Genomic DNA, 19553 nt, shown 5'->3' with positions numbered 1-19553 from the left:
TGCACAGTGCGAAACGGAGTTCCTTGATCCATCGGCAAGCCACCTGACCTGAACGAAATGCCCCACACCACCGACCGCCGTCACGCCAACCGCCGCACCGCGCTGATCCATGCGGTGGTGGCGTTCGGCTTCTTCGTGGTGGTCATCCTCAAGTACAAGGTGTTCGGCCAATGAACGCCACGCCGTCGCCCGTCATGTCCTCCGCCCGCCACGCCCGGCTCGCCGCAGACAACCGGCGCCTGCTGTGGCGCCTCGGTTTGGCCGCGGTGGTGATGTTCGGCTTTGGCTTCAGCCTGGTGCCCTTCTACGAGAAAATCTGCGAAGTCACCGGCATCAACAACCTGCTCAAGGCGGATGCCGCACTCGTCAATTCCCAGGTCGACGCCAGCCGCAGCGTGCTCATCCAGTTCGACGCCAACCTGCACGACCTGCCCTGGCAGTTCCAGCCGCGCCAGCGCTCGGTGACGGTGCATCCGGGCGAACTGGTGCGGATCGACTACGAAGTCACCAACACCCGCGCCGAGACCATCACCGGGCAGGCGGTCCCGAGCTACGGGCCACAGGTGGCCGGGCAGTATTTCCGCAAGATGGATTGCTTCTGCTTCACCCAGCAGACGCTGGCGCCGGGCGAGCAACGCGTCATGCCGGTGGTTTTCGTGGTCGATCCCGAACTGCCGGCGGATGTGACCACGATCACTCTGTCCTACACCTTCTTCGAAATCCAGGGCCGCAAGCTTGTCGCGGCCGGGGCATCCGCCGATGGTGGCGGCGGTGGCTGAACGGCGTGCCGGCTTTCTGGCCACGCTGCGCGCGGTGTTGTGGTCTTTCGTCGGTGTGCGCAAGCGTCACGCCTACGATGAGGACGCGCGCACGCTGGACCCGCGCGCGGTGATCGTCGCCGGCCTGATTGCGGGGCTGATCTTCGTGCTGACGATCGTCGCGGTGGTGACGTGGGTGGTTGGCTGATAGATGCGAAACCGGGCGCAGTGCCGTCCGGGACCAGGAAAGCAGGACCAGTAACGGAGGCAGATCATGACCGAAACGCTGGAACGCTATTTCGTGCCGGAGCCGTCGAAGTTTCCCATCTTCGGCTCGGTTGCGCTGCTGCTGTTCGGCTCGGGTGCGGCGATGTGGGTGAACAAGCTTGCAGCCGGCCCCTGGATCTTCTTCGCCGGCATCGCCATCCTGGTCTATATGCTGTTCGGCTGGTTCGGCCAGGTGGTGAGGGAATCGGAATCCGGCAAATACGGCCACCAGGTAGACACCGCCTTCCGCTGGTCGATGGGCTGGTTCATCTTCTCCGAAGTGATGTTCTTCGCCGCCTTCTTCGGCGCGCTGTTCTACGTGCGCGTGCTGGCGGTGCCGTGGCTGTCGTCCGGCGACACCGAAGCCCTGCTGTGGCAAGGCTACAGCGGCGCGTGGCCCAATGCCGGCCCTAACGCCAGTGAAGCCTTCACGCCGATGGGGGCCTGGGGCATCCCGGCGATCAACACCCTGATCCTGCTCACCTCCGGGGCAACGCTCACCTGGGCGCATTACGGTCTGCTCAAGGACAAGCGCGGCCAGCTCAAGCTCGGCCTTCTGGTCACCATCCTGCTCGGTGTGGTCTTCCTGAGCCTGCAGGCCTACGAGTACCTGCATGCATATTCGGAGCTCAATCTGCGCCTCGATACCGGCATCTACGGTTCGACCTTCTTCCTGCTCACGGGCTTCCACGGCATGCATGTGACCGTCGGCGCGATCATGCTGATGGTGATGCTGGCGCGCGCGATGGCGGGGCACTTCCGCCCCGACAGCCATTTCGGTTTCGAAGCGGCGGCATGGTATTGGCACTTCGTGGATGTGGTGTGGCTGTGCCTCTTCGTCGTGGTGTACTGGCTCTAGGACCGGGATCAGAGCTTGCTGTCGATCAGGCCGCTGGCGAAACCCGCCATCAACAGCAGGAAGAGGGTAATCGACAGTCCGACGCGGATCGCCAGCGCGCGCGCGGTGCGGGTGCCCTGGCCGCGGTCGCGTACGAGGAAGCTCAGCGCCGAGCCCAGGCTGGCGATGATGAGAATGAGCAGGGCAATGACGACAATGCGCATGACGACGCTCCTGGACGACGTCATCCAGTGTAGGAGAAAGCCGGCGGCATGAGTGCCCGATTGCGCGATCTCCTGCCGCTGGTCGCCGGCCTCGCACTGGCGCTGCTCACGCTGCAACTGGGCAACTGGCAGCTGCGGCGCGCACAGGAAAAGACCGAACTGCAGGCGGTGCAGGTCGAGCGGGCAGCGCACGGTGCGCTCGCTTGGCGGGCGGACGCCGCGGCGCCGGCCGAGTGGCAGCCGGTACGGCTTGTCGGCCGGTGGCAGGCTGAGGCGGGTTTCTATCTCGACAACCGCACCCACGGCGGCCGCGCCGGCTATCACGTATTCACGCCGCTACGGCTTGCGGACGGCTCGGGCGTGGTGCTGGTGAACCGCGGCTGGATCGCGGCTGGCGCTGATCGCATGCAGTTGCCGCAGGTCGATACGACTGCGGCCGAGGTGGCGGTGAGCGGCGTGGTCCGCTTTCCCGGCCCAGCGCCGTTCAACCTGTCGGCCGAGCTTGCGCAGGGGAGGGTGTGGCAGCGCCTCGATCTCCCGGCGTATCGGCGTGCGAGCGGCCTCGCGGTCGTTGGCTGGACGGTGCAGCAGACCTCGGCCGCGACGGACGGGTTGGTGCGCGACTGGCCGCGACCCGACACCGGTGTCGACCGGCATCGCGGCTATGCCCTGCAGTGGTATGCGTTTGCGGCGATGGCTGCTGGACTCAGCGGCTGGTATGCATGGCGGAACTTTCGACGGAGTGAGGATGAGCACCGGGCAACTGACTGAAGCCTTGATCGATCCGCGGGCGGAACGTGCCGGTAGCCGTGCGCGCCGTACCTTGCTGCTATTGGCCCTGGTGTGCGCCTTGCCGGTCGTCGCCTCCTACCTCGCCTTCTATTTCTGGCCACCGAGCGGGCGGGTCAATCATGGCGAGCTGCTTGTGCCTGCCGCTTTGCCGACAGGTCCGCTGGCCGGAATCGGCGGGCAGGCGCCGCTGCGCCGTGCCGAACTGGAAGGGCGATGGACGCTCGTCTATGTCGGGTCTGCCGGCTGTGACCGTGCCTGCGAAACCAGCCTTTACGCGATGCGCCAGGCAAGGCTGGCCCAAGGGAAGGAGCAGGCGCGGGTCGGCCGGCTGTGGCTGCTGGCCGATGGCGGCCAGCCGCGCAGGGAGATCACGTCGCTGCACCCCGACCTTCGGCTGGCGCCTGCGGTGGACGACTGGCTGGCGCAACTGCCTGGCGCGGCGCGGGGTGTGCACCTGTACCTGGTCGATCCGCTCGGCAACGTGATGATGCGTTTTCCGCCGGTAACGGACGGCGACGCTGCGGCAGCCGAAGTGCGCGGCATCGTCAAGGATCTCCAGCGCCTGCTCAAGTATTCGGCGCTCGGTCGCAGCGAGGGGCGCGAATGAGACTCTACCGCCGGCTCGTCCTGCTTGCGCTGCTGCTCACCGTGGTGGTGGTGGTGTTTGGCGCCTATGTCCGCCTCGCGGACGCTGGACTGGGCTGTCCGGACTGGCCGGGCTGCTACGGTCAGCTCAGTCCGCATCATGCCGCCGAGGAAATCGGCACCGCCCACGCTGCCGATCCGCATGGCCCGGTCAGCCCGGCCAAGGCCTGGAAGGAGATGCTGCACCGCTATCTTGCCGCGGGGCTCGGGCTGTTGATCCTCGCGATGGCCGTGCTTGCGTGGCGTCATCGCCGGCACGCAGGAAGCGCGCCCGGCGTCGCTACGGCCCTGGTCGGCGTGGTGCTGATTCAGGGATTGCTCGGCAAATGGACGGTGACCCTGCTGCTCAAGCCGGCGATCGTCACCGGGCACCTGCTCGGCGGGCTCACCGTGCTCGCCCTGTTGAGCTGGATGGCCCTGCGCGCTCACGGCGCCCGGCGGCGTACGCAAAGGGTGCCACCAGGCTTGGCGCTTGCCGCCCGCGTCGGCTTCGTGCTGCTGATCGCGCAGATTGCCCTCGGCGGCTGGACAAGTACCAACTACGCCGCACTGGCATGTCCGGACTTCCCAGCCTGTCATGGCAGTTTCTATCCGCCGGCCGATTACGGCCACGCCTTCCATCTGGTACGCGAACTCGGCATGACCGCCGACGGGGAGTTGCTGCCGCTGGCCGCACTCACCGCCATCCACTGGTCGCATCGCGTCGGGGCGGCCGTCGTCGGCGGCTTCCTGCTACTGGTCGGCGGTCTGCTGCTGCGTCGCGACGCGCTGCCGGGCATCGTCCTGATTGCCGCCGTGGTCCTGCAGATCGTATTGGGCGTCGCCAATGTGCTGCTGTCGCTGCCTTTGCCGCTGGCCGTGGCGCACAACGCCGGCGCCGCGCTGCTGGTGGCGGTGATGGTATGGATCAACTGGCGGGTTGCGGGGGAGGGGCGAGCGTGCCGCGCTCCGGTGAGCGATTTCGCCGCCGGGGCGCGTGTCCTCGCGTTGCGTCGCATCGGTAACGGGAGGGGATGATGAAAGCCATGAGCCTGTCGCAAGTCCATGTCGGCCGCCGTCTGCACGCCTTTTATGTGCTCACCAAGCCGCGGGTGAATGCGCTGATCGTGTTTTGCGCCGTGATTGGCATGTTTCTGGCAGTCCCGGACGGCTTGCCGGATCCGCTCAGGGTGCTGGCCGCCACTGTGGGCATTGCCTGCGTGGCCGGTGCCGCGGCGGCGATGAACTGCCTGATCGAACAGCAGATCGATGCCCGCATGGCGCGCACCCGTGGGCGCCCGCTGCCGCGCGGCGAGCTGCACTCCTTCGAGGCGCTGGTGTTTGCCGGCATGCTCGGCGGCTTCGGGCTCAGCGTGCTGTACGAGGGCGTGAACCCGCTGACGATGTGGCTGACGCTGGCAACCTTCGTCGGCTACGCGGTCATCTACACGCTGTTGCTCAAGCCGCGCACGCCGCAGAACATCGTCATCGGCGGCGCCTCCGGGGCGATGCCGCCGGTGCTGGGCTGGGCCGCGGTGTCCGGCGAGGTGAGCGCCGATGCCTTACTGCTCTTCCTCATCATCTTCGCGTGGACGCCGCCGCACTTCTGGTCGCTGGCTCTGTATCGCACCGCCGACTACGCCCGTGCCGGGCTGCCGATGCTGCCGGTGACGCACGGCTCGGCCTTCACCCGGCTGTCGGTCCTGCTCTACACCCTGATCCTGTTCGGCGTGACGCTACTGCCGTTTGCCACCCGCATGAGCAGCTGGCTTTACCTTGTTGCGGCGGTGCTGCTCGGCGGGCGTTTCATCCACTATGCCTGGCGGCTGTGGCGCGACTACAGCGATGCGCTCGCACGGCGAACTTTCCGCTTCTCCATCGTCTATCTATCATTGCTGTTCGCCGCGCTGCTTGCGGACCACTACCTGCGCCTCTAGACCCTTTCCGAATGCTGCGAATCCCGTTTCGATCCACCTGCCTGGCGGCGGTCATCGCCCTGAGCGCCTTGCTCGCTGCCTGTTCCGACCGCTCGCCGGTCTTCCATTCGACCGACATTACCGGTGCCGACTACGGCAAGACCCTGGCACTGACCGATCACGCCGGGCATGCGCGCACGCTGGCCGACTTCCGCGGCAAGGCCGTGACCTTGTTCTTCGGCTACACCCAGTGCCCCGATGTCTGCCCGACCAATCTGGTGACCATGGCCGAAGTGATGCGTCAGCTCGGCGCCGACGCGGAGCGGCTGCAGGTGTTGTTCGTCACCGTGGATCCGGAGCGCGACACGCAGGCCTTGCTGTCGCAGTACGTGCCCGCGTTCGATGCCCGCTTCCTCGGGCTCTATGGCACGGCGGAGCAGACGGCCGATGTCGCACGGGAGTTCCGGGTGTTCTACCGCAAGAGCGGCGATACGTCGGGCAGCACTTACACCATCGACCACTCGGCCGGCACCTATGTCTTCGATCCCGCCGGACGCCTGCGGCTCTACGTCAAGCACGGGGAGCCGGCGGACAAGCTGGCCGATGACATCCGCCAGCTGCTCGCCGGGAGGTAAACGAAACACGGCAGCCGAAAGGCTGCCGTGAGCAAGTCGAGCTGTGCGCTGTTTACACCGAGGCAGCCAGCAAGCCCCGCATCTTCTGCATCGCCTTGGCCTCGATCTGGCGGATGCGCTCTGCCGACACGCCGTACTCGGCGGCAAGTTCGTGCAGCGTGGCGCTGTCGCCTTCGGTCAGCCAGCGGCGCTGCACGATGTTGCGGCTGCGGTCGTCGAGGGCATCGAGCGCCTCGCGCAAACCGGTGTCGTGCAGGCGGGCGAGTTCGGCACGTTCCAGCACTTCGGAGGGTTCCGCGTGCGGGTCGGGCAGATAGGCGATCGGCGCGAAGCGGTCGTCTTCGTCGTCCGAGCCGCCGTCGAGCGGAATGTCGCGTCCGCTGAGGCGGGTTTCCATTTCCACCACTTCCTCGGGTTTCACGCCGAGTTGGGTGGCCACCGCCTGGACTTCGTCGCGGTTGAGCGTGCCGGTGTCTTGCTTGAGGCTGCGCAAGTTGAAGAAGAGCTTGCGCTGCGCCTTGGTGGTGGCGATCTTCACCAGCCGCCAGTTCTTGAGGATGTACTCATGGATCTCCGCCTTGATCCAGTGGATCGCGAAGGAGACAAGGCGTACGCCGCGATCCGGATCGAAGCGCTTCACCGCCTTCATCAGGCCGATGTTGCCCTCCTGGATGAGGTCGGCATGCGGTAGTCCGTAGCCCAGATAGCCGCGCGCGATCGCAACCACGACGCGCAAATGCGACATCACCAGCTGGCGGGCGGCGTCGACATCGCCTTCGTCGCGCAGTCGCGTTGCCAGTTCGACCTCCTGCTGCTCGGTGAGCAGCGGCACGCGGTTCACCGCCTGTATGTACTGGTCGATGCTGCCTGCGGCGGACGGAACGGGAAACGAAAGGGCTTGCGACATACGGTGGAGTCCTCCTTGGGGGCAATTTTAGCACTCGCTGCGTCAGAGTGCTAAGGGTCGGCGGAGTTCCGCCGGACGGGCAAGTGCCCGCCATTGAGTCTTTCGCTTGCAGGGCCACCGGGTCGATGACGGTAGAGCACGAAACTCATGCCTGGCCTTCGTCGATGGGCGCCTTCAGGTTGCATCCAAGCTCCCGCTTACGCCGGGCGGTCTTGTGAGGCGTAGTGTCGTTGCTGTTGTGCTCATGCAACAGTGCTCGCCCGAAAACAACGCCCTGTCGTGTTCTGTAATGGACGGTTTGTACCGTAGCCGGGCGGTTCATCGTGATGGCGCGGAACTGTCGCGTAACGGTGAGCCCGGCCGACGCCATGGCGGCGGTCCCATCTTCAGACAAGGGGTATTGCATGCAAAAGAAATTGATCGCGCTGGCTGTTGCTGGCTTGATGTCCGCTCCGGCTTTCGCGCAGTCGAACGTGACGGTCTACGGTTTGGTCGACTTCGGCTACGTCTATACCGGTGACAGCGCCACCTCCGGCGTCAAGTCCCGCAACGCCATCGACGCCGGCAATTCCGCCGGCAACCGTCTCGGCTTCAAGGGCACGGAAGACCTGGGCAATGGCCTGAAGGCCTCCTTCGTGTATGAAACCGCCGTCCGCGGCGATGCCAACGACAACGGCCTGTGGGGCAGCACCGGTTCGCGCCAGTCCTTCGTTGCGCTGTCCGGCAACTTCGGTACCGTTGCGCTCGGCAAGCAGTATGCGCCGCAGTACACCCTGGCGAGCGCCGTCGACGCGTTCAACCGGGGTACTGTCGCGACCATCGCCAACGTCTACATCCACGAATCCCGCCTGGATAACCTGGCCGCTTACGTTTCGCCCAACTGGAGCGGCCTCTCGTTCGTGGCTGCCTACACCAACAGCGCTTCCGGCAACGAAGGCATCCACAACGACTTTGGCAATCAGGACTCCACCACCAGGGACGCTCGTGCCTGGGCCATCAGCCCGAGCTACAAGAACGGTCCCGTTTACGTTGCGCTGAACGTCCACCAGATCCGCGTGAATGCCAGTGATGCCACCACCAAGGTCTGGGACCTCGGCGGTACCTACGACCTCGGCATGGTCAAGCTCGGTGCCATCTATGGCGTGCGCGATATCAAAGACTCGGTGAAGCACAGCCAGTGGGGTCTGACGGCCGTCGTGCCGGTGGGCACCGCGGGCAAGATTCAGGCTTCCTACATCCATCGCAAGAGCGACTGGGATGCCGCCGTCAGCGACGCCAAGGTCAGCCAGTGGGGCATCGGTTACCAGCACGAGCTGTCCAAGCGTACTGCCATCTACACCGCCTTCTCGGACATCAACAACAAGGGTTCGGCCAAGGACGGTGGTCAGGGCGCTGCCTTCGTCGGCACCGCGCAAGGCTCCATCAGCGGCAACTACCAGCGCGGCTTCACCGTTGGTCTGCGCCACACCTTCTGATTGCGCCTGATCACGAAACGGGCGGTACGAAAAACGGGTGCTTCGGCACCCGTTTTTCCATGCATGCGCGTCGCGGTATCTGCGCTTGCGTCCCATGGCGGGTCTCGCTCCGCCCAACCCGGCACATGATTGTTGCACCCATGCAACAGGATTCGTCCGAAAGCGTCTCTTTTCACACGGGATGCTTGCGTCGTGATGCTGCCGGTTTGCACAATCGCCGCAACTTCTCGTGCGAGAGGTAAGTCGGGCCGGCGCCAAGGTGACGGTCTCAACTTCAAATTGAGGAGAAATACATGCAAAAGAAACTGATCGCGCTGGCTGTTGCTGGCCTGATGTCCGCACCGGCTTTCGCTCAGTCGAACGTGACGATCTACGGTGTGGTCGACTTCGGCTACCAGTGGACCGGCGACAGCCGCACCAGCGGTGTCGATTCCCGCAGCGCGCTGGATTCCGGCAACTCCGCTGGCAACCGCCTCGGTTTCAAGGGCACGGAAGATCTGGGCAACGGCCTGAAGGCTTCCTTCGTGTATGAAACCGGTATCGTTGGCGACACCAGCGGTTCGAACGGCCTGTGGGGCGGCGCCGGTGCTCGCCAGTCCTACCTGGCGCTGTCGGGCAACTTCGGTACCGTGGCCCTCGGCCGTCAGTACACCCCGGCGCACGCCATGCTGGCCGGCAACATCGACCCGTTCGGCTTCGGCAAGGGTACCGTTGCTGCCATCAGCAACGTCTACATCAGCCCGGCCCGCCTGGATAACCTGGTTGCCTACGTTTCGCCGAGCTTCGGTGGTTTCAACGTCGTGGCCGCCTACACCAACAATGCTGCTGGTGATGAAACTGTTGAGAACGACCGTGGCACCGGTGGCCTTGCCGCTGGCGACGCTCGCGCCTGGGCGATCGCTCCGACCTACAAGAACGGCCCGGTCTACGTTGCTCTGAACGTGCACCAGATCCGTGGCAACGCCACCTCCCTGACCACCGACAGCGTCACCAAGGCTTGGGACCTCGGCGGTACCTACGACTTCGGCGTGGTCAAGCTGGGTGCTGTGTATGGCATCACCGACGTCGAAGACGTCGTGAAGCACAAGCAGTGGGCCGTGACCGCCGCTGTGCCGGTTGGCGCTGCTGGCAAGGTCCAGGCTTCCTTCGTTCGTCGTAAGAGCGAAATCGACGGTGGCGACGACGCCCGCGTCAGCCAGTGGGGTCTCGGCTACGAGCACGCCCTGTCGAAGCGCACGGCTGTCTACACCGCCTACTCCGACATCAACAACAAGGGTGCGGCTGACGACGGCTTCTACGCTGCTTCGACCGGCAACGCCACCACTGGCAACATCGCTTCCGGCAACTACCAGCGTGGTTTCAACCTGGGTATCCGCCACTCCTTCTAATTTCGCCTAAACGCGAGATTGGTCAAAACGGGCGCTTCGGCGCCCGTTTTTTCGTTTACCGCCGGCTCACCGCCGGCTGAGTTGATGCGTCGCGCTGCCTGAGGCCGGGCGACGCTTGCGGCCTTAAAGTCTTACGGCCGTTCGACCCTTGGTCGCCGTCGTGAGCTTTTCCGCCAAGGCCACCCGGGCGGCTTCCTCGCCATGCACCAGGCGGACTTCCGCCGGCAGGTGGCGCATGCGTGTTATGAAGCGGACCAGATCGTTCTGGTCGGCGTGGGCCGAGTAGCCTGCCAGCGTGTGGATGCCGGCGCGGATGGTGATGTGTTCGCCGTCGAGGTCGACGTAGCCGCCGCGCGGGCCGAAGCTCTGGATGGCGTGACCGGGCGTGCCGCGTGCCTGGTAACCGACGAAGAGCACGTCATGGCGTGCATCGTGCAGCATCGCCTTCAGGTAGTTCACCACGCGTCCGCCGGCGCACATGCCGCTGGCCGCAATCACGATGGCGGGCTCGCCGCTGCGCGCAAGACGGCGCACGTTGGCGAGGTGGGCGTCATGGTCGTCGATGGCCACGAGTTGCGGGAAATCGAGCGGTCGGCGACCGGCACGAACCCGAGCAAGTGCTTCTGCATCCCACCACGGCTGCAGATCCCGATACAAGGCGGTAAAGCGGCTGGCAAGCGGGGAGTCCAGGTAGATCGGCAGCCGGGCCCACTTTGCCGCGTTGGAGCTGCGCTTGCGGGCTTCGCGGTGCAGGATGTCCTCGAATTCATACAGCAGTTCCTGCGTCCGGCCGATGCTGAAGGCGGGAATGATCACCGTCCCGCCGTTCTGCAATGCGTGTTCGACGATGTTCTGCAGGCGCAGTCGCCGATCGCGACGGTTTTCATGGCTGCGGTCGCCGTAGGTGCTTTCTAGTACCACCACATCCGCTGCCCACGGCGGGCGGGGAGCCGGCAGCAGCGGTGCGTGCGGCGCGCCCAGATCGCCCGAGAACAGAATGCGTTCCGGCGTGCCGCCCGGGCTGCGCACATCGCACTCGACATAGGCTGAGCCGAGGATGTGCCCGGCGCGTTGAAGGCGGATCCGGCATGTGGTGTTGCCACGGCCGCTGACTGTAAGCCAGGTCCGGTAGGGTAGCGGCTGCAAACGGGCCTCGACCATCTGCAGGTAGCGTTCGATCAGGCGGGTGTCGCGCGTGACGCCGAGCTCGAACGCGTCCGCCAGCACTGTAGGTAGCAGGCGTGCCGATGGTTCGCTGCAGATTATGGGGCCCTTGAAGCCTGCCGCGAGTAGCCAGGGGATGCGGCCGACGTGGTCGATATGCACGTGGGTGAGCACCAGGGCGCGGATACGGCCCACCGCAAAGCGGATCTCGAGCGCGTCATCCCCGCGCCGGCCGTCTGCTGCCGTTTCGGCGCCCTGGAAAAGGCCGCAATCAATGAGGAGGCTGTCGCCATCGTCGAAGAGGAGCTGATGGCAGGAGCCGGTGACGCCTGTGTGGCCGCCGTGGTGAATGATCTGTGAGCGCATGGCGAAATTCTATTTGTCATTTACTGAAAATGACAAAAGATTTACTGGTTGCGTTCGCCGGCCGGGCTGGGGCAGCCTGCGTGTGGCTGGCTCAGGGCGAGGCCGTATCGCGGGGCGTGAGTGCTGTTGGTGAGGCGCCGGTCAGCTTTGCCTGGCGCTGCGTCAGGCGCCGATAAGACTGTGCTGCAGCGCGATAAGGGCGGCCGGCGGCGCGAAAAGCCGATAAAGGCTGCGCGCGGTGCTGTCGGGCTGGCCGGCATGTAGCGCTATCAATTCATCGACTTCCTGTTGCGACATATGCATCAGTACTGCGGGCGCGCCGACGCGTGGGCAGATGCGTTCGGGGCCGGCGACCGTGTAACCGAGCATGCGCCGGTAAAATCCCGCGTGCCGCGGATGGACCTCGATGAACAGGTCTGTCATGCGATGAACCATGCGTGCGAGCACATAGACCAGTTGGAACATCGCCGCCATGACTTCGGGCGAGCTGTGTTCGGGATCCATCGCCAGCCGGGTAACCTCGCAAACGCGACCGCCTGCGAGCCTGAAGGCGTCGATTTCGTCACGATAGAGAGTGTCCGCCATCAACCCGTCGGCTGAGTCGAGACCGAGCGTAAGCGTTGCAACGAGATGGTCGCCCCGGCACGCGGCGATGGTGGTCCTGGTGGCGCATCGAACGAGTTCGGCGTGGTAGGTGCGCAGCCCGCGCGACGAATACATTCGCTCGATCAGCTGCGGAATCCTGCGCTCGAGCGCATCGATACCGTCGGCGATACGGATATGGTAGCCGTCGCGAATGAGCGCGAAGTCCGGATTCAGCTGCAGTGGGGCATGGCAGGGCTCGTTCCAGGATGCGCAGTCCTGGCGGTTGGCGCCCTGGTCGAAGGCTGCATCGAATGTCATCCCGAAAGCCGTCCTTGTTGTTATTCAGGGGACACCAGAACCATCGCCTGGGGTCGGGTCTGTCATGCCGACCTGTCGGGAGGCGATGTTGCGGCCAATGCGAAGACGAATGTAAGGCAGTGGCGGTCGATCTGGCTGTAAGAGATTGTGTATTTGTTCCTACCGCCTGTCCCGCGTATCTTCGTAGCATGAAAATTACGCTGAAGGCGTATTATTGCCGTCGATCAGAACAGGGGTGTCTTCGACCATGAGCAACAAAGTTTCGACTGTTTGGGCCGGTGTCCGGCGTGCGGGACTGCTGGCGTGTTTGATCGGTGGCCTGGCTGGCTGCGCCTCATCCTTCCCGCCGGCGCCGATGGCTGCCGCGGATTCGGAATACAACTACGTCATCGGGCCGGGCGACGCCGTCAATATCGTGGTGTGGCGGAACCCGGAGCTGTCGATGTCGGTGCCGGTTCGTCCGGACGGCAAGATCACGACGCCGCTGGTCGAGGATCTGCCCGCACTCGGCAAGGATGCGACGACGCTCGCACGCGACATCGAGAAGGAGCTCGCCAAGTTCATCCGCGAGCCGGTGGTGACCGTCATCGTCACGCAATTCGTCGGGCCTTACAGTGAGCAGATCCGCGTCGTCGGTGAAGCCGGCACGCCACAGGTGCTGGCCTACAAGCAGAAAATGACTCTGCTCGACGTGATGATCGCGGTCGGCGGCATGACCGAGTTCGCCGATGGCAATGCCGCGACGATCCTGCGTACCAGCGAAGGCAACAAGCAGTACAGTGTGCGCATCAAGGATCTCGTCAAGCGCGGCGACGTCTCGGCCAACGTCGAAATGCGGCCGGGTGACGTGCTGATCATCCCGCAGAGCTGGTTCTGAGCATCTTTTCTCGGGGCGGGGCGTTTCTTCGCATCGATGGGGTGCAGGCCGAGGGGCGTCTCCAGGACTGAAACATGGAAGAACTTGTAATACAGCTGGTCGGCTACCTGCGGGGTATGTGGCGTTTCCGCTGGTGGGGTCTGGCGCTTGCCTGGATAGTCGGTGTCAGCGGTTGCATCGCGATCTACCTGATGCCCGACAAGTACGAGTCGAGTGCGCGCGTATTCGTAGACACTCAGTCCATCTTGCGGCCACTGATGTCGGGTCTCGCGGTGCAGCCGAACGTGGACCAGCAGATCGCGATCCTCAGCCGGACCTTGATCAACCGTCCGAACGTCGAGAAGCTGATCACCATGGCTGATCTCGATCTCGGTGTCCGCGGCAATGTCGAGCGCGAGGCCCTGATCGCCGAACTCACGGCAGGTCTGCAGATCCGGGGTACGGGGCGCGACAATCTGTTCACGCTGGCCTACGCCGACACCCGGCCGGATCGCGCCCAGCGCGTGGTCCAGTCGCTGGTGTCGTTGTTCGTGGAGTCCGGCCTGGGGACCAAGCGCCAGGATTCCGACTCGGCCCGTCGCTTCATCGAGGAGCAGATCAAGAACTACGAGGGCAAGCTCAACGAGGCGGAGAACCGGATGAAGGAGTTCCGCTTGAGGAACATGGCGCTGATGGGCGACAGCGGAAAGGACTACGTGTCGCAGATCGCCCAGATGTCAGGCCAGCTCGAACAGGCCAGGCTCGAGCTGCGCGAGGCGGAGAATTCGCGCGACGCGCTGCAGAGCCAGCTTGTGGGTGAGGAGCCGGTGCTGCTGCCGCAGACGCCCAGCCCCTCGGCTGTTTCGATTCCCGAGATCGACGGCCGCATCGATGCCCTCAAGCGCAATCTCGACGACATGATGCAGCGTTACACCGATCAGCACCCCGATGTGGTTGGTGCCAAGCGGGTCATAGAGCAACTCGAGCAGCAGAAGTTGGACGAGATCGAGGCGCGTCGCAAGGCAGGGCCCGGGCAGTTCGGTGCCCTGAACTCGAACCCTGTCTTCCAGCAGATGAAGCTCGCTCTGGCCGAGGCCCAGGCGCGGGTTGCCTCGCTGCGGGCGCGGGTCGGTGAATACGAGTCTCGTGTTAACCAGGCGCGTGCTGCGTCCAAGATGCTGCCCGAACTGGAGGCCGAACTCGCCCAGCTCAATCGCGATTACGCCGTTCACAAGAGCAACTACGACAGCCTGGTGGCACGCCGCGAATCGGCCAACATCGCTGTCGAGATGGACGCGAAGTCCGGCATTGCGGAGTTCCGCCTGATTGATCCGCCCAGCCTGCCGGTCAAACCGTCGGCGCCGAACCGGCTCCTGTTGATGCCGCTTGCAGGGCTGGCGGGGCTTGCGGCCGGGTTCGCGCTGACATTCCTGATCAGCCAGTTGCGTCCGGCCTTCAGTGATGGCCGGGCTCTGCGCGAGGTGACCGGTTTGCCGGTGCTCGGCACGGTCTCGATGTTGCCCACGCCGGAACGCCAGCGCCTGCGCAAGCGTGGCCTGATGGCTTTTTCGGGCGGGCTCGTGGCATTCGTGGGGGCGATCGGTCTGGCGACCTTTGTTCTTCATTTGATACAGCGATAGCCGGAAGAGCACGATGAGCCTAATCGAAAAAGCGGTTGAACGTCTGGACCAACTCAAGCAGGCCGCGGCCGAACCCGTGGTGGAACGCGCATCGGTAGCAGTGGCGAAGCCGGAGGCAGTGCTGGCATTGACCGTTGGCGAGGAGGTCGGGGCCGGGGCCGAATCGTCGTCGGCGGTGCCGCGCGCGCAGCCGGTGCCCGCGCCCAATCCCAACGTCTCGAGGGCAATCACCATCGATCTGGGCCGCCTTGCGACCTTGGGTATGGTGACGCCGGATCAGCCGCGCTCGCCGATCGCCGAGGAGTTTCGCGTCATCAAGCGCCCCTTGCTGCGCAATGCCACTGCAAGTGGAGCGACCGCCGTGCATAACGGCAGCCTGATCATGGTGACGAGCGCGATGCCGGGTGAGGGCAAGTCCTTCACCGCCATCAACCTGGCGATCAGCATGGCGATGGAGCTGGACTACACCGTGCTGCTCGTCGATGCGGACGTTTCGCGCCCCTCGGTACTGAACCGGCTCGGACTGCCGCCCGAGCGCGGCTTGATGGACGTGCTGTCGGGCGAGGTTTCCGACCTCGGCGACGTCCTGCTGAGAACCAACATCGAGAAGCTTTCCATCCTGCCGGCGGGCATGCCGCATCAGCGGGCAACGGAACTGCTGGCGTCCGATACGATGAATCGACTGCTGGAGCAGATCGCCAATCGCTATGCGGACCGCATCGTGGTGTTTGATTCGCCGCCGCTGCTGGTAACGACGGAAGCCCGTGTGCTGGCCACCCACATGGGGCAGATCGTCGTCGTCGTCGAAGCGGAACGCACGACGCATGCCGTGGTGAGACAAGCCCTGGCGACGGTCGAGAATTGCCCGATCAAGCTGATGGTGCTCAACAAGTCGCGCGGTGAGGGGGCCGGCGGCTATTACGGCTATGGTGGATATGGATACGGCTACGGGGCGAGTACGCGTGCGGAAGTCGCCTGAGGTGGTGAAGGGCAAGCTGGCATTGCAGGTGCTTAAGCGCGTCGCGGTGCTTTCCATGGTGGGTGGGGCGGGCAGCGCACTTGCCCAGACCGTCACCGTGACCCCGTCGGTGGAAACTCGTCTGAGCTGGACGGACAACGTCGGCGCGAGTGCGCAGGACAAGCGACAGGACTGGTTTGCCGAGATTGCGCCGGGTATTGCGATTTCGCGCGAGAGCGGTCGCTTCAGCGGGCGCCTCAATGCGGAGTTGCGCAATGTCGCCTACGCCAGCGAAAGTGATCGCAACACCTCCTTCGTGGCGCTGCAGGGGCGCGGGCAACTGGAGGCGGTGGAGAACCTGCTGTTCGTCGACATGGATGCGGCGATCAGTCGCAACAACCTTTCAGCCTTTACCGGGCGCAGTTCGGTCGACACGCTCAATACCGACGAGAACGACGAGACCAGGACTTGGTCTCTAGCGCCGCGCATGCAGTTCCGCTACGGTGACGCAGAGGGCTCGCTGGGCTACCTGTCGCGCTGGGTCGATAGCGGCGGCAGCGCGCTCGGTCAGCAGCGTCTGAGCCAATGGACTGCGCAGGCCGGTAGCCCGTCCGCCTTCCGGGTGCTCGGATGGGGGCTGAATTACTCGCGTAGCGATTCGGATTACGGCAGCTCCACCACCAGCGGCGGGAGTAACAGCGTCAATAAGGAAGTTGGGCGCGCCACGCTCTACATCAACGTCACGCCGCAGTTCCGCCTGCGTGCGATCGGTGGGCGCGAGTCGAACGACTACGCCAATGGCCGCAAGGAAAGTGGCACCATCTACGGCGGCGGATTCGACTGGAACCCGACGGAACGCACCATCATCGAGGCGACGACCGAGGAGCGCATTTTCGGCCGCGGTTACGATTTCCGCTTTAATCACCGGATGGCACGTTCCAGCTGGAACCTGCAGTTCTCCAAGGACTTTTCGTCTGGCCTGGAGTCGTTCGGGCAGTCGCGTCAGCTGACACAACAGGAGCGGCTGTGTGCCCAGATCGCGGCGCTGGTGTCGAGCGATCCGGCCCAGCAGGAGCAGTTCTACCAGAGCTGCCTGGTGGCATTGGGATTCGATCCGTTCGCGGCGCGGCAAACCTTGCGTTCCAACGCGCAATTCATCGACAAGTCGATGCAGGCAGGTTTTTCGCTGACCGGGGTTCGCAATGTGCTCAGTTTCACCCTGATGCGTTCCGACCGCACCCGCGTCGGTTCGGGCGGGAGTCTTGCGACGGACGACGATTTCGCCAACACCGATCGCGTGCTTACCACCGCGGGGACGGTGGCTCTGAGCCATCGCCTGTCCGGCTACTCGTCGCTGAATTTCTCGGTTACGCGCGAACGATCCGAGGGTGCCAGCGGCACCAATCTCGACACCCGCCGCCTTTTCATGCTTGTTGGCCTGACTACCCAGCTGGGGCCCAACACCTACGGTGGCTTGAACTATCGTTACCAGCGCTCCGACGGTAGCAGTGCAGGCAGCGACTTCACCGAGAACTCGATCACCGCCAATCTGGGCATGCGTTTCTGAGCGGACGGTTCCATGTACGAGGCCTATTTCAAACTTCGCAGCAAACCCTTCCAGCTCAACCCGGATCCCGCCTTCTTTTTCGGCAGCCGCGGCCACCGGCGGGCAATGGCCTATCTCGAGTATGGCCTGCATCAAAGCGAAGGTTTCATCGTGATCACCGGCGAGATCGGTGCCGGCAAGACGACCATCGTGCGCAGCCTGCTCGAGAACCTCGATCAGGACAAGGTCGTGGCAGCGAATCTGGTGAGTACGCAGATCGATGCCAACGACATCCTGCGCATGGTCGCCGCAGCCTTCGGCATTCCCAACCGTCATCTGGACAAGGCAGGGCTGCTGCTCGCCCTCGAAACCTTCCTGGTAACGACCACGGCGGCCGGCAAGCGAGCCCTGCTCATCGTCGATGAAGCGCAGAACCTCAGTCCGGCGGCGGTCGAAGAGTTGCGCATGTTGTCGAATTTTCAGCTCGAAGACCACGCCCTGCTGCAGAGTTTCCTGATCGGTCAGCCGGAATTCCGCGACATCATGCAGGGCGCCGAAATGCAGCAACTGCGCCAACGCGTGATCGCGTCCTACCATCTGGGGCCACTCGACGCCGAGGAGACGCGTGCCTATATCGAGCATCGCCTGCGCCACGTCGGCTGGACGGACGACCCGATCTTCCTGCCCGAGGCCTTTGCCCGCATCTACACGCAGTCTGGTGGCATTCCCCGCCGCATCAACACCCTGTGCGATCGCCTGTTGCTGGCGGCCTTCCTCAACGAGCGCCACCAGATAGGCGAAGCGGAAGTGCGCGAGGTGGTGGAAGAGTTGAAGGAAGAATTCGCTGCGCCGGCGCGGCAGCGCCTGAACGGCGTGCCGGCAGGCGAGCTGCAGGCGGGCGCGGCGCTGCTCGATGGCGTGGCCGTGGAGCGCCTCCAGGTGTCGTCCGAGGTGGCAGATATCGTCGCAGGTATGGCGGCCAACTACGACCTGCAGCGGATAGAGAACCGTCTGGCCAATCTCGAGCAATCGGTGTCGGCCACGCTCGGGGTTCTCAATCAGTTGCTGCAGGCGCTGCGGCGCAATGTGTCCGACGGAGAGAGGCCCCAATGAGCGGGTCGCTCGCCAAGTCAGGCTTGCCTGCCGCAGCGCCGGTCATCTGCGTGGTCGGCGCCAGGCCCAACTACATGAAGATGGCGCCCATCATCCGCGCCTTCGCCGCCCATGAACCCCCGCTGCCCACTTTGCTGGTCCATACCGGGCAGCACTACGACCCGGCGATGAAGGACAGGCTTTTCACCGATCTCGAACTACCCGCCCCCGATGTGAACCTGGCTGTCGGCTCCGGGACGCATGCGGTGCAGACGGCCGAGGTGATGAAGCGCTTCGAGCCCGTCATCGACGAACGCGGTGCTCGTGCGGTGCTGGTCGTGGGGGATGTGAACTCGACGTTGGCCTGCGCACTGGTGGCGGCCAAACGCCACATTCCGGTGATTCACGTCGAGTCGGGGCTGCGCAGCAACGATCGCCGGATGCCGGAGGAAATCAATCGCATCCTGACCGATCAGCTGTCGGACGTTCTCTACACCACCGAACGCAGCGCCCATGACAACCTGCGACGCGAAGGCATCGCCGACGAGCGCATGGTGTTCGTCGGCAACGTGATGATAGACAGCCTGCTGGCGAGCAGGAGTCGGGCAGTGCCGCCGGTCGAGCTGCTGGCCGCTGCTGGCCTGGACCCCAGCCGGATTGAGGGCGGCTATGGCGTCGTCACGCTGCACCGGCCGTCGAACGTCGATCACGCCGAGACGCTCGGCCCCATCATCGATGCTCTGCGCGAGATCGCCCATCGCCTGCCGTTGGTGTTCGCCCTGCATCCGCGCACGCGCGCCAATCTGGAGCGGTTCGGCATGCTCGACCGGCTGGATGCGCCCGGTTTCCTGATCCTGCCGCCGCAGGGCTACCTCGAGATGCTGGGCCTGATGGCGGGGGCTGCCATGGTGCTGACCGATTCCGGCGGTATTCAGGAGGAAACGACGGCGCTCGGCGTCCCCTGCCTGACGATACGTGAGAACACCGAACGGCCGATCACCGTGGAGCAGGGCACCAACACCCTGGTCGGCACCGATCCGGGCGCCATCGTCTCGGCGGCGTGGGCCGTACTCGATGGCGGCGGAAAGCGAGGCCGCGTGCCCGAGCACTGGGATGGCCGCACCGCCGAGCGCATCGCGGGCCATCTTGCAGGCTGGCTCGCCGAGCACGAAACGGCGCTGGACGCCTGAGCAGCAGGGAGCGA

At 64.6% G+C, this 19553-nt stretch carries 20 protein-coding genes; 16 read left to right on the top strand and 4 right to left on the bottom strand.

Annotation, left to right across the window (positions count from 1 at the left end):
• Positions 1-194 precede the first annotated feature (194 nt).
• The 3 genes from CJ010_RS20260 to CJ010_RS20250 all read left to right on the top strand — a co-directional run bounded on the left by CJ010_RS20260 (position 195) and on the right by CJ010_RS20250 (position 1884).
• A complete protein-coding gene (locus tag CJ010_RS20260; RefSeq protein ID WP_141020794.1) occupies positions 195-779 on the top strand; it encodes a cytochrome c oxidase assembly protein in 585 nt (194 codons plus the stop codon).
• Positions 772-966 carry a DUF2970 domain-containing protein gene (locus CJ010_RS20255; protein ID WP_240794426.1) on the top strand — a complete coding sequence of 65 codons (195 nt, stop codon included), beginning with the start codon at positions 772-774 and terminating at the stop codon, positions 964-966. Before CJ010_RS20260 ends, CJ010_RS20255 begins: the two co-directional genes overlap by 8 nt.
• 66 nt (positions 967-1032) lie before the next feature.
• Positions 1033-1884, top strand: coding sequence for a cytochrome c oxidase subunit 3 (locus CJ010_RS20250; RefSeq protein ID WP_141019728.1), 852 nt, complete (start codon positions 1033-1035; stop codon positions 1882-1884).
• An 8-nt stretch (positions 1885-1892) separates the two neighbouring features.
• On the opposite strand, the gene CJ010_RS20245 is transcribed toward CJ010_RS20250, so the two are convergent.
• Entirely contained in the window at positions 1893-2087 is a 195-nt protein-coding gene (locus CJ010_RS20245; RefSeq protein WP_141019727.1) for a twin transmembrane helix small protein, read from the bottom strand.
• Positions 2088-2135: 48 nt separating this feature from the next.
• On the opposite strand from CJ010_RS20245, the gene CJ010_RS20240 reads away from it, so the two are divergent.
• Genes CJ010_RS20240 through CJ010_RS20220 form a run of 5 tightly spaced genes read left to right on the top strand, consistent with a single transcriptional unit; the run spans position 2136 to position 6054 of the window.
• The gene (locus CJ010_RS20240; RefSeq protein ID WP_141019726.1) at positions 2136-2858 is read left to right on the top strand and encodes an SURF1 family protein; all 723 of its coding nucleotides are present in this window, start codon (positions 2136-2138) and stop codon (positions 2856-2858) included.
• Complete coding sequence (locus CJ010_RS20235; protein ID WP_141019725.1) at positions 2836-3486, top strand: hypothetical protein; 651 nt, start codon at positions 2836-2838, stop codon at positions 3484-3486. The genes CJ010_RS20240 and CJ010_RS20235 overlap by 23 nt, the downstream gene beginning before the upstream one ends.
• Complete coding sequence (locus CJ010_RS20230) at positions 3483-4541, top strand: heme A synthase (RefSeq protein ID WP_141019724.1); 1059 nt, start codon at positions 3483-3485, stop codon at positions 4539-4541. Before CJ010_RS20235 ends, CJ010_RS20230 begins: the two co-directional genes overlap by 4 nt.
• Positions 4541-5440: a heme o synthase gene (cyoE, locus tag CJ010_RS20225; protein WP_141019723.1), complete on the top strand. Its 900-nt coding sequence runs from the start codon at positions 4541-4543 to the stop codon at positions 5438-5440. The genes CJ010_RS20230 and cyoE overlap by 1 nt, the downstream gene beginning before the upstream one ends.
• 11 nt (positions 5441-5451) lie before the next feature.
• Positions 5452-6054 carry an SCO family protein gene (locus CJ010_RS20220; protein ID WP_141019722.1) on the top strand — a complete coding sequence of 201 codons (603 nt, stop codon included), beginning with the start codon at positions 5452-5454 and terminating at the stop codon, positions 6052-6054.
• 52 nt (positions 6055-6106) lie between these two features.
• Here CJ010_RS20220 and rpoH read toward each other — a convergent pair whose 3' ends face one another.
• Complete coding sequence (gene rpoH / locus CJ010_RS20215) at positions 6107-6961, bottom strand: RNA polymerase sigma factor RpoH (RefSeq protein ID WP_141019721.1); 855 nt, start codon at positions 6959-6961, stop codon at positions 6107-6109.
• 404 nt (positions 6962-7365) lie between these two features.
• Here rpoH and CJ010_RS20210 point away from each other — a divergent pair, with 404 nt between their 5' ends.
• Both CJ010_RS20210 and CJ010_RS20205 read left to right on the top strand, forming a co-directional pair.
• Positions 7366-8436, top strand: coding sequence for a porin (locus tag CJ010_RS20210; RefSeq protein ID WP_141019720.1), 1071 nt, complete (start codon positions 7366-7368; stop codon positions 8434-8436).
• Positions 8437-8729: 293 nt separating this feature from the next.
• On the top strand, positions 8730-9824 hold the full coding sequence (locus CJ010_RS20205) for a porin (protein WP_141019719.1): 1095 nt from the start codon (positions 8730-8732) through the stop codon (positions 9822-9824).
• Positions 9825-9947: 123 nt separating this feature from the next.
• On the opposite strand, the gene CJ010_RS20200 is transcribed toward CJ010_RS20205, so the two are convergent.
• Positions 9948-11354 carry an MBL fold metallo-hydrolase RNA specificity domain-containing protein gene (locus CJ010_RS20200; protein ID WP_141019718.1) on the bottom strand — a complete coding sequence of 469 codons (1407 nt, stop codon included), beginning with the start codon at positions 11352-11354 and terminating at the stop codon, positions 9948-9950.
• A gap of 162 nt (positions 11355-11516) precedes the next feature.
• Complete coding sequence (locus tag CJ010_RS20195) at positions 11517-12257, bottom strand: long-chain N-acyl amino acid synthase (RefSeq protein WP_141019717.1); 741 nt, start codon at positions 12255-12257, stop codon at positions 11517-11519.
• A gap of 355 nt (positions 12258-12612) precedes the next feature.
• Here CJ010_RS20195 and CJ010_RS20190 point away from each other — a divergent pair, with 355 nt between their 5' ends.
• From CJ010_RS20190 to wecB, 6 genes are all read left to right on the top strand, one after another.
• Positions 12613-13134 carry an XrtA/PEP-CTERM system exopolysaccharide export protein gene (locus CJ010_RS20190; RefSeq protein ID WP_141019716.1) on the top strand — a complete coding sequence of 174 codons (522 nt, stop codon included), beginning with the start codon at positions 12613-12615 and terminating at the stop codon, positions 13132-13134.
• Positions 13135-13208: 74 nt separating this feature from the next.
• On the top strand, positions 13209-14753 hold the full coding sequence (locus tag CJ010_RS20185; protein ID WP_141019715.1) for an XrtA system polysaccharide chain length determinant: 1545 nt from the start codon (positions 13209-13211) through the stop codon (positions 14751-14753).
• A 13-nt stretch (positions 14754-14766) separates the two neighbouring features.
• Positions 14767-15732, top strand: a complete 966-nt coding sequence (locus CJ010_RS20180; RefSeq protein WP_141019714.1) for an XrtA-associated tyrosine autokinase — start codon at positions 14767-14769, stop codon at positions 15730-15732.
• Positions 15733-15736: 4 nt separating this feature from the next.
• Positions 15737-17278, top strand: coding sequence for a TIGR03016 family PEP-CTERM system-associated outer membrane protein (locus CJ010_RS20175; protein ID WP_240794425.1), 1542 nt, complete (start codon positions 15737-15739; stop codon positions 17276-17278).
• 12 nt (positions 17279-17290) lie between these two features.
• Positions 17291-18370, top strand: a complete 1080-nt coding sequence (locus CJ010_RS20170; protein ID WP_141019712.1) for an XrtA/PEP-CTERM system-associated ATPase — start codon at positions 17291-17293, stop codon at positions 18368-18370.
• Entirely contained in the window at positions 18367-19539 is a 1173-nt protein-coding gene (gene wecB, locus CJ010_RS20165) for a non-hydrolyzing UDP-N-acetylglucosamine 2-epimerase (RefSeq protein WP_141019711.1), read from the top strand. Before CJ010_RS20170 ends, wecB begins: the two co-directional genes overlap by 4 nt.
• The last annotated feature ends 14 nt before the right edge of the window (positions 19540-19553 follow it).

This window comes from Azoarcus sp. DD4 (assembly GCF_006496635.1).
Taxonomy (GTDB): Bacteria; Pseudomonadota; Gammaproteobacteria; order Burkholderiales; family Rhodocyclaceae; genus Azoarcus.
This window is presented reverse-complemented; position numbering and strand designations above follow the sequence as displayed.

Coding starts and splice junctions, on each gene's coding strand:
- CJ010_RS20230 (WP_141019724.1), top strand. CDS start 3,483: ATGAGACTCTACCGCCGGCTCGTCCTGCTTGCGCTGCTGCTCACCGTG.
- CJ010_RS20250 (WP_141019728.1), top strand. CDS start 1,033: ATGACCGAAACGCTGGAACGCTATTTCGTGCCGGAGCCGTCGAAGTTT.
- rpoH (WP_141019721.1), bottom strand. CDS start 6,961: ATGTCGCAAGCCCTTTCGTTTCCCGTTCCGTCCGCCGCAGGCAGCATC.
- CJ010_RS20245 (WP_141019727.1), bottom strand. CDS start 2,087: ATGCGCATTGTCGTCATTGCCCTGCTCATTCTCATCATCGCCAGCCTG.
- wecB (WP_141019711.1), top strand. CDS start 18,367: ATGAGCGGGTCGCTCGCCAAGTCAGGCTTGCCTGCCGCAGCGCCGGTC.
- CJ010_RS20210 (WP_141019720.1), top strand. CDS start 7,366: ATGCAAAAGAAATTGATCGCGCTGGCTGTTGCTGGCTTGATGTCCGCT.
- cyoE (WP_141019723.1), top strand. CDS start 4,541: ATGAAAGCCATGAGCCTGTCGCAAGTCCATGTCGGCCGCCGTCTGCAC.
- CJ010_RS20205 (WP_141019719.1), top strand. CDS start 8,730: ATGCAAAAGAAACTGATCGCGCTGGCTGTTGCTGGCCTGATGTCCGCA.
- CJ010_RS20260 (WP_141020794.1), top strand. CDS start 195: ATGTCCTCCGCCCGCCACGCCCGGCTCGCCGCAGACAACCGGCGCCTG.
- CJ010_RS20170 (WP_141019712.1), top strand. CDS start 17,291: ATGTACGAGGCCTATTTCAAACTTCGCAGCAAACCCTTCCAGCTCAAC.
- CJ010_RS20195 (WP_141019717.1), bottom strand. CDS start 12,257: ATGACATTCGATGCAGCCTTCGACCAGGGCGCCAACCGCCAGGACTGC.
- CJ010_RS20200 (WP_141019718.1), bottom strand. CDS start 11,354: ATGCGCTCACAGATCATTCACCACGGCGGCCACACAGGCGTCACCGGC.
- CJ010_RS20240 (WP_141019726.1), top strand. CDS start 2,136: ATGAGTGCCCGATTGCGCGATCTCCTGCCGCTGGTCGCCGGCCTCGCA.
- CJ010_RS20190 (WP_141019716.1), top strand. CDS start 12,613: ATGGCTGCCGCGGATTCGGAATACAACTACGTCATCGGGCCGGGCGAC.
- CJ010_RS20235 (WP_141019725.1), top strand. CDS start 2,836: ATGAGCACCGGGCAACTGACTGAAGCCTTGATCGATCCGCGGGCGGAA.
- CJ010_RS20180 (WP_141019714.1), top strand. CDS start 14,767: ATGAGCCTAATCGAAAAAGCGGTTGAACGTCTGGACCAACTCAAGCAG.
- CJ010_RS20185 (WP_141019715.1), top strand. CDS start 13,209: ATGGAAGAACTTGTAATACAGCTGGTCGGCTACCTGCGGGGTATGTGG.
- CJ010_RS20220 (WP_141019722.1), top strand. CDS start 5,452: ATGCTGCGAATCCCGTTTCGATCCACCTGCCTGGCGGCGGTCATCGCC.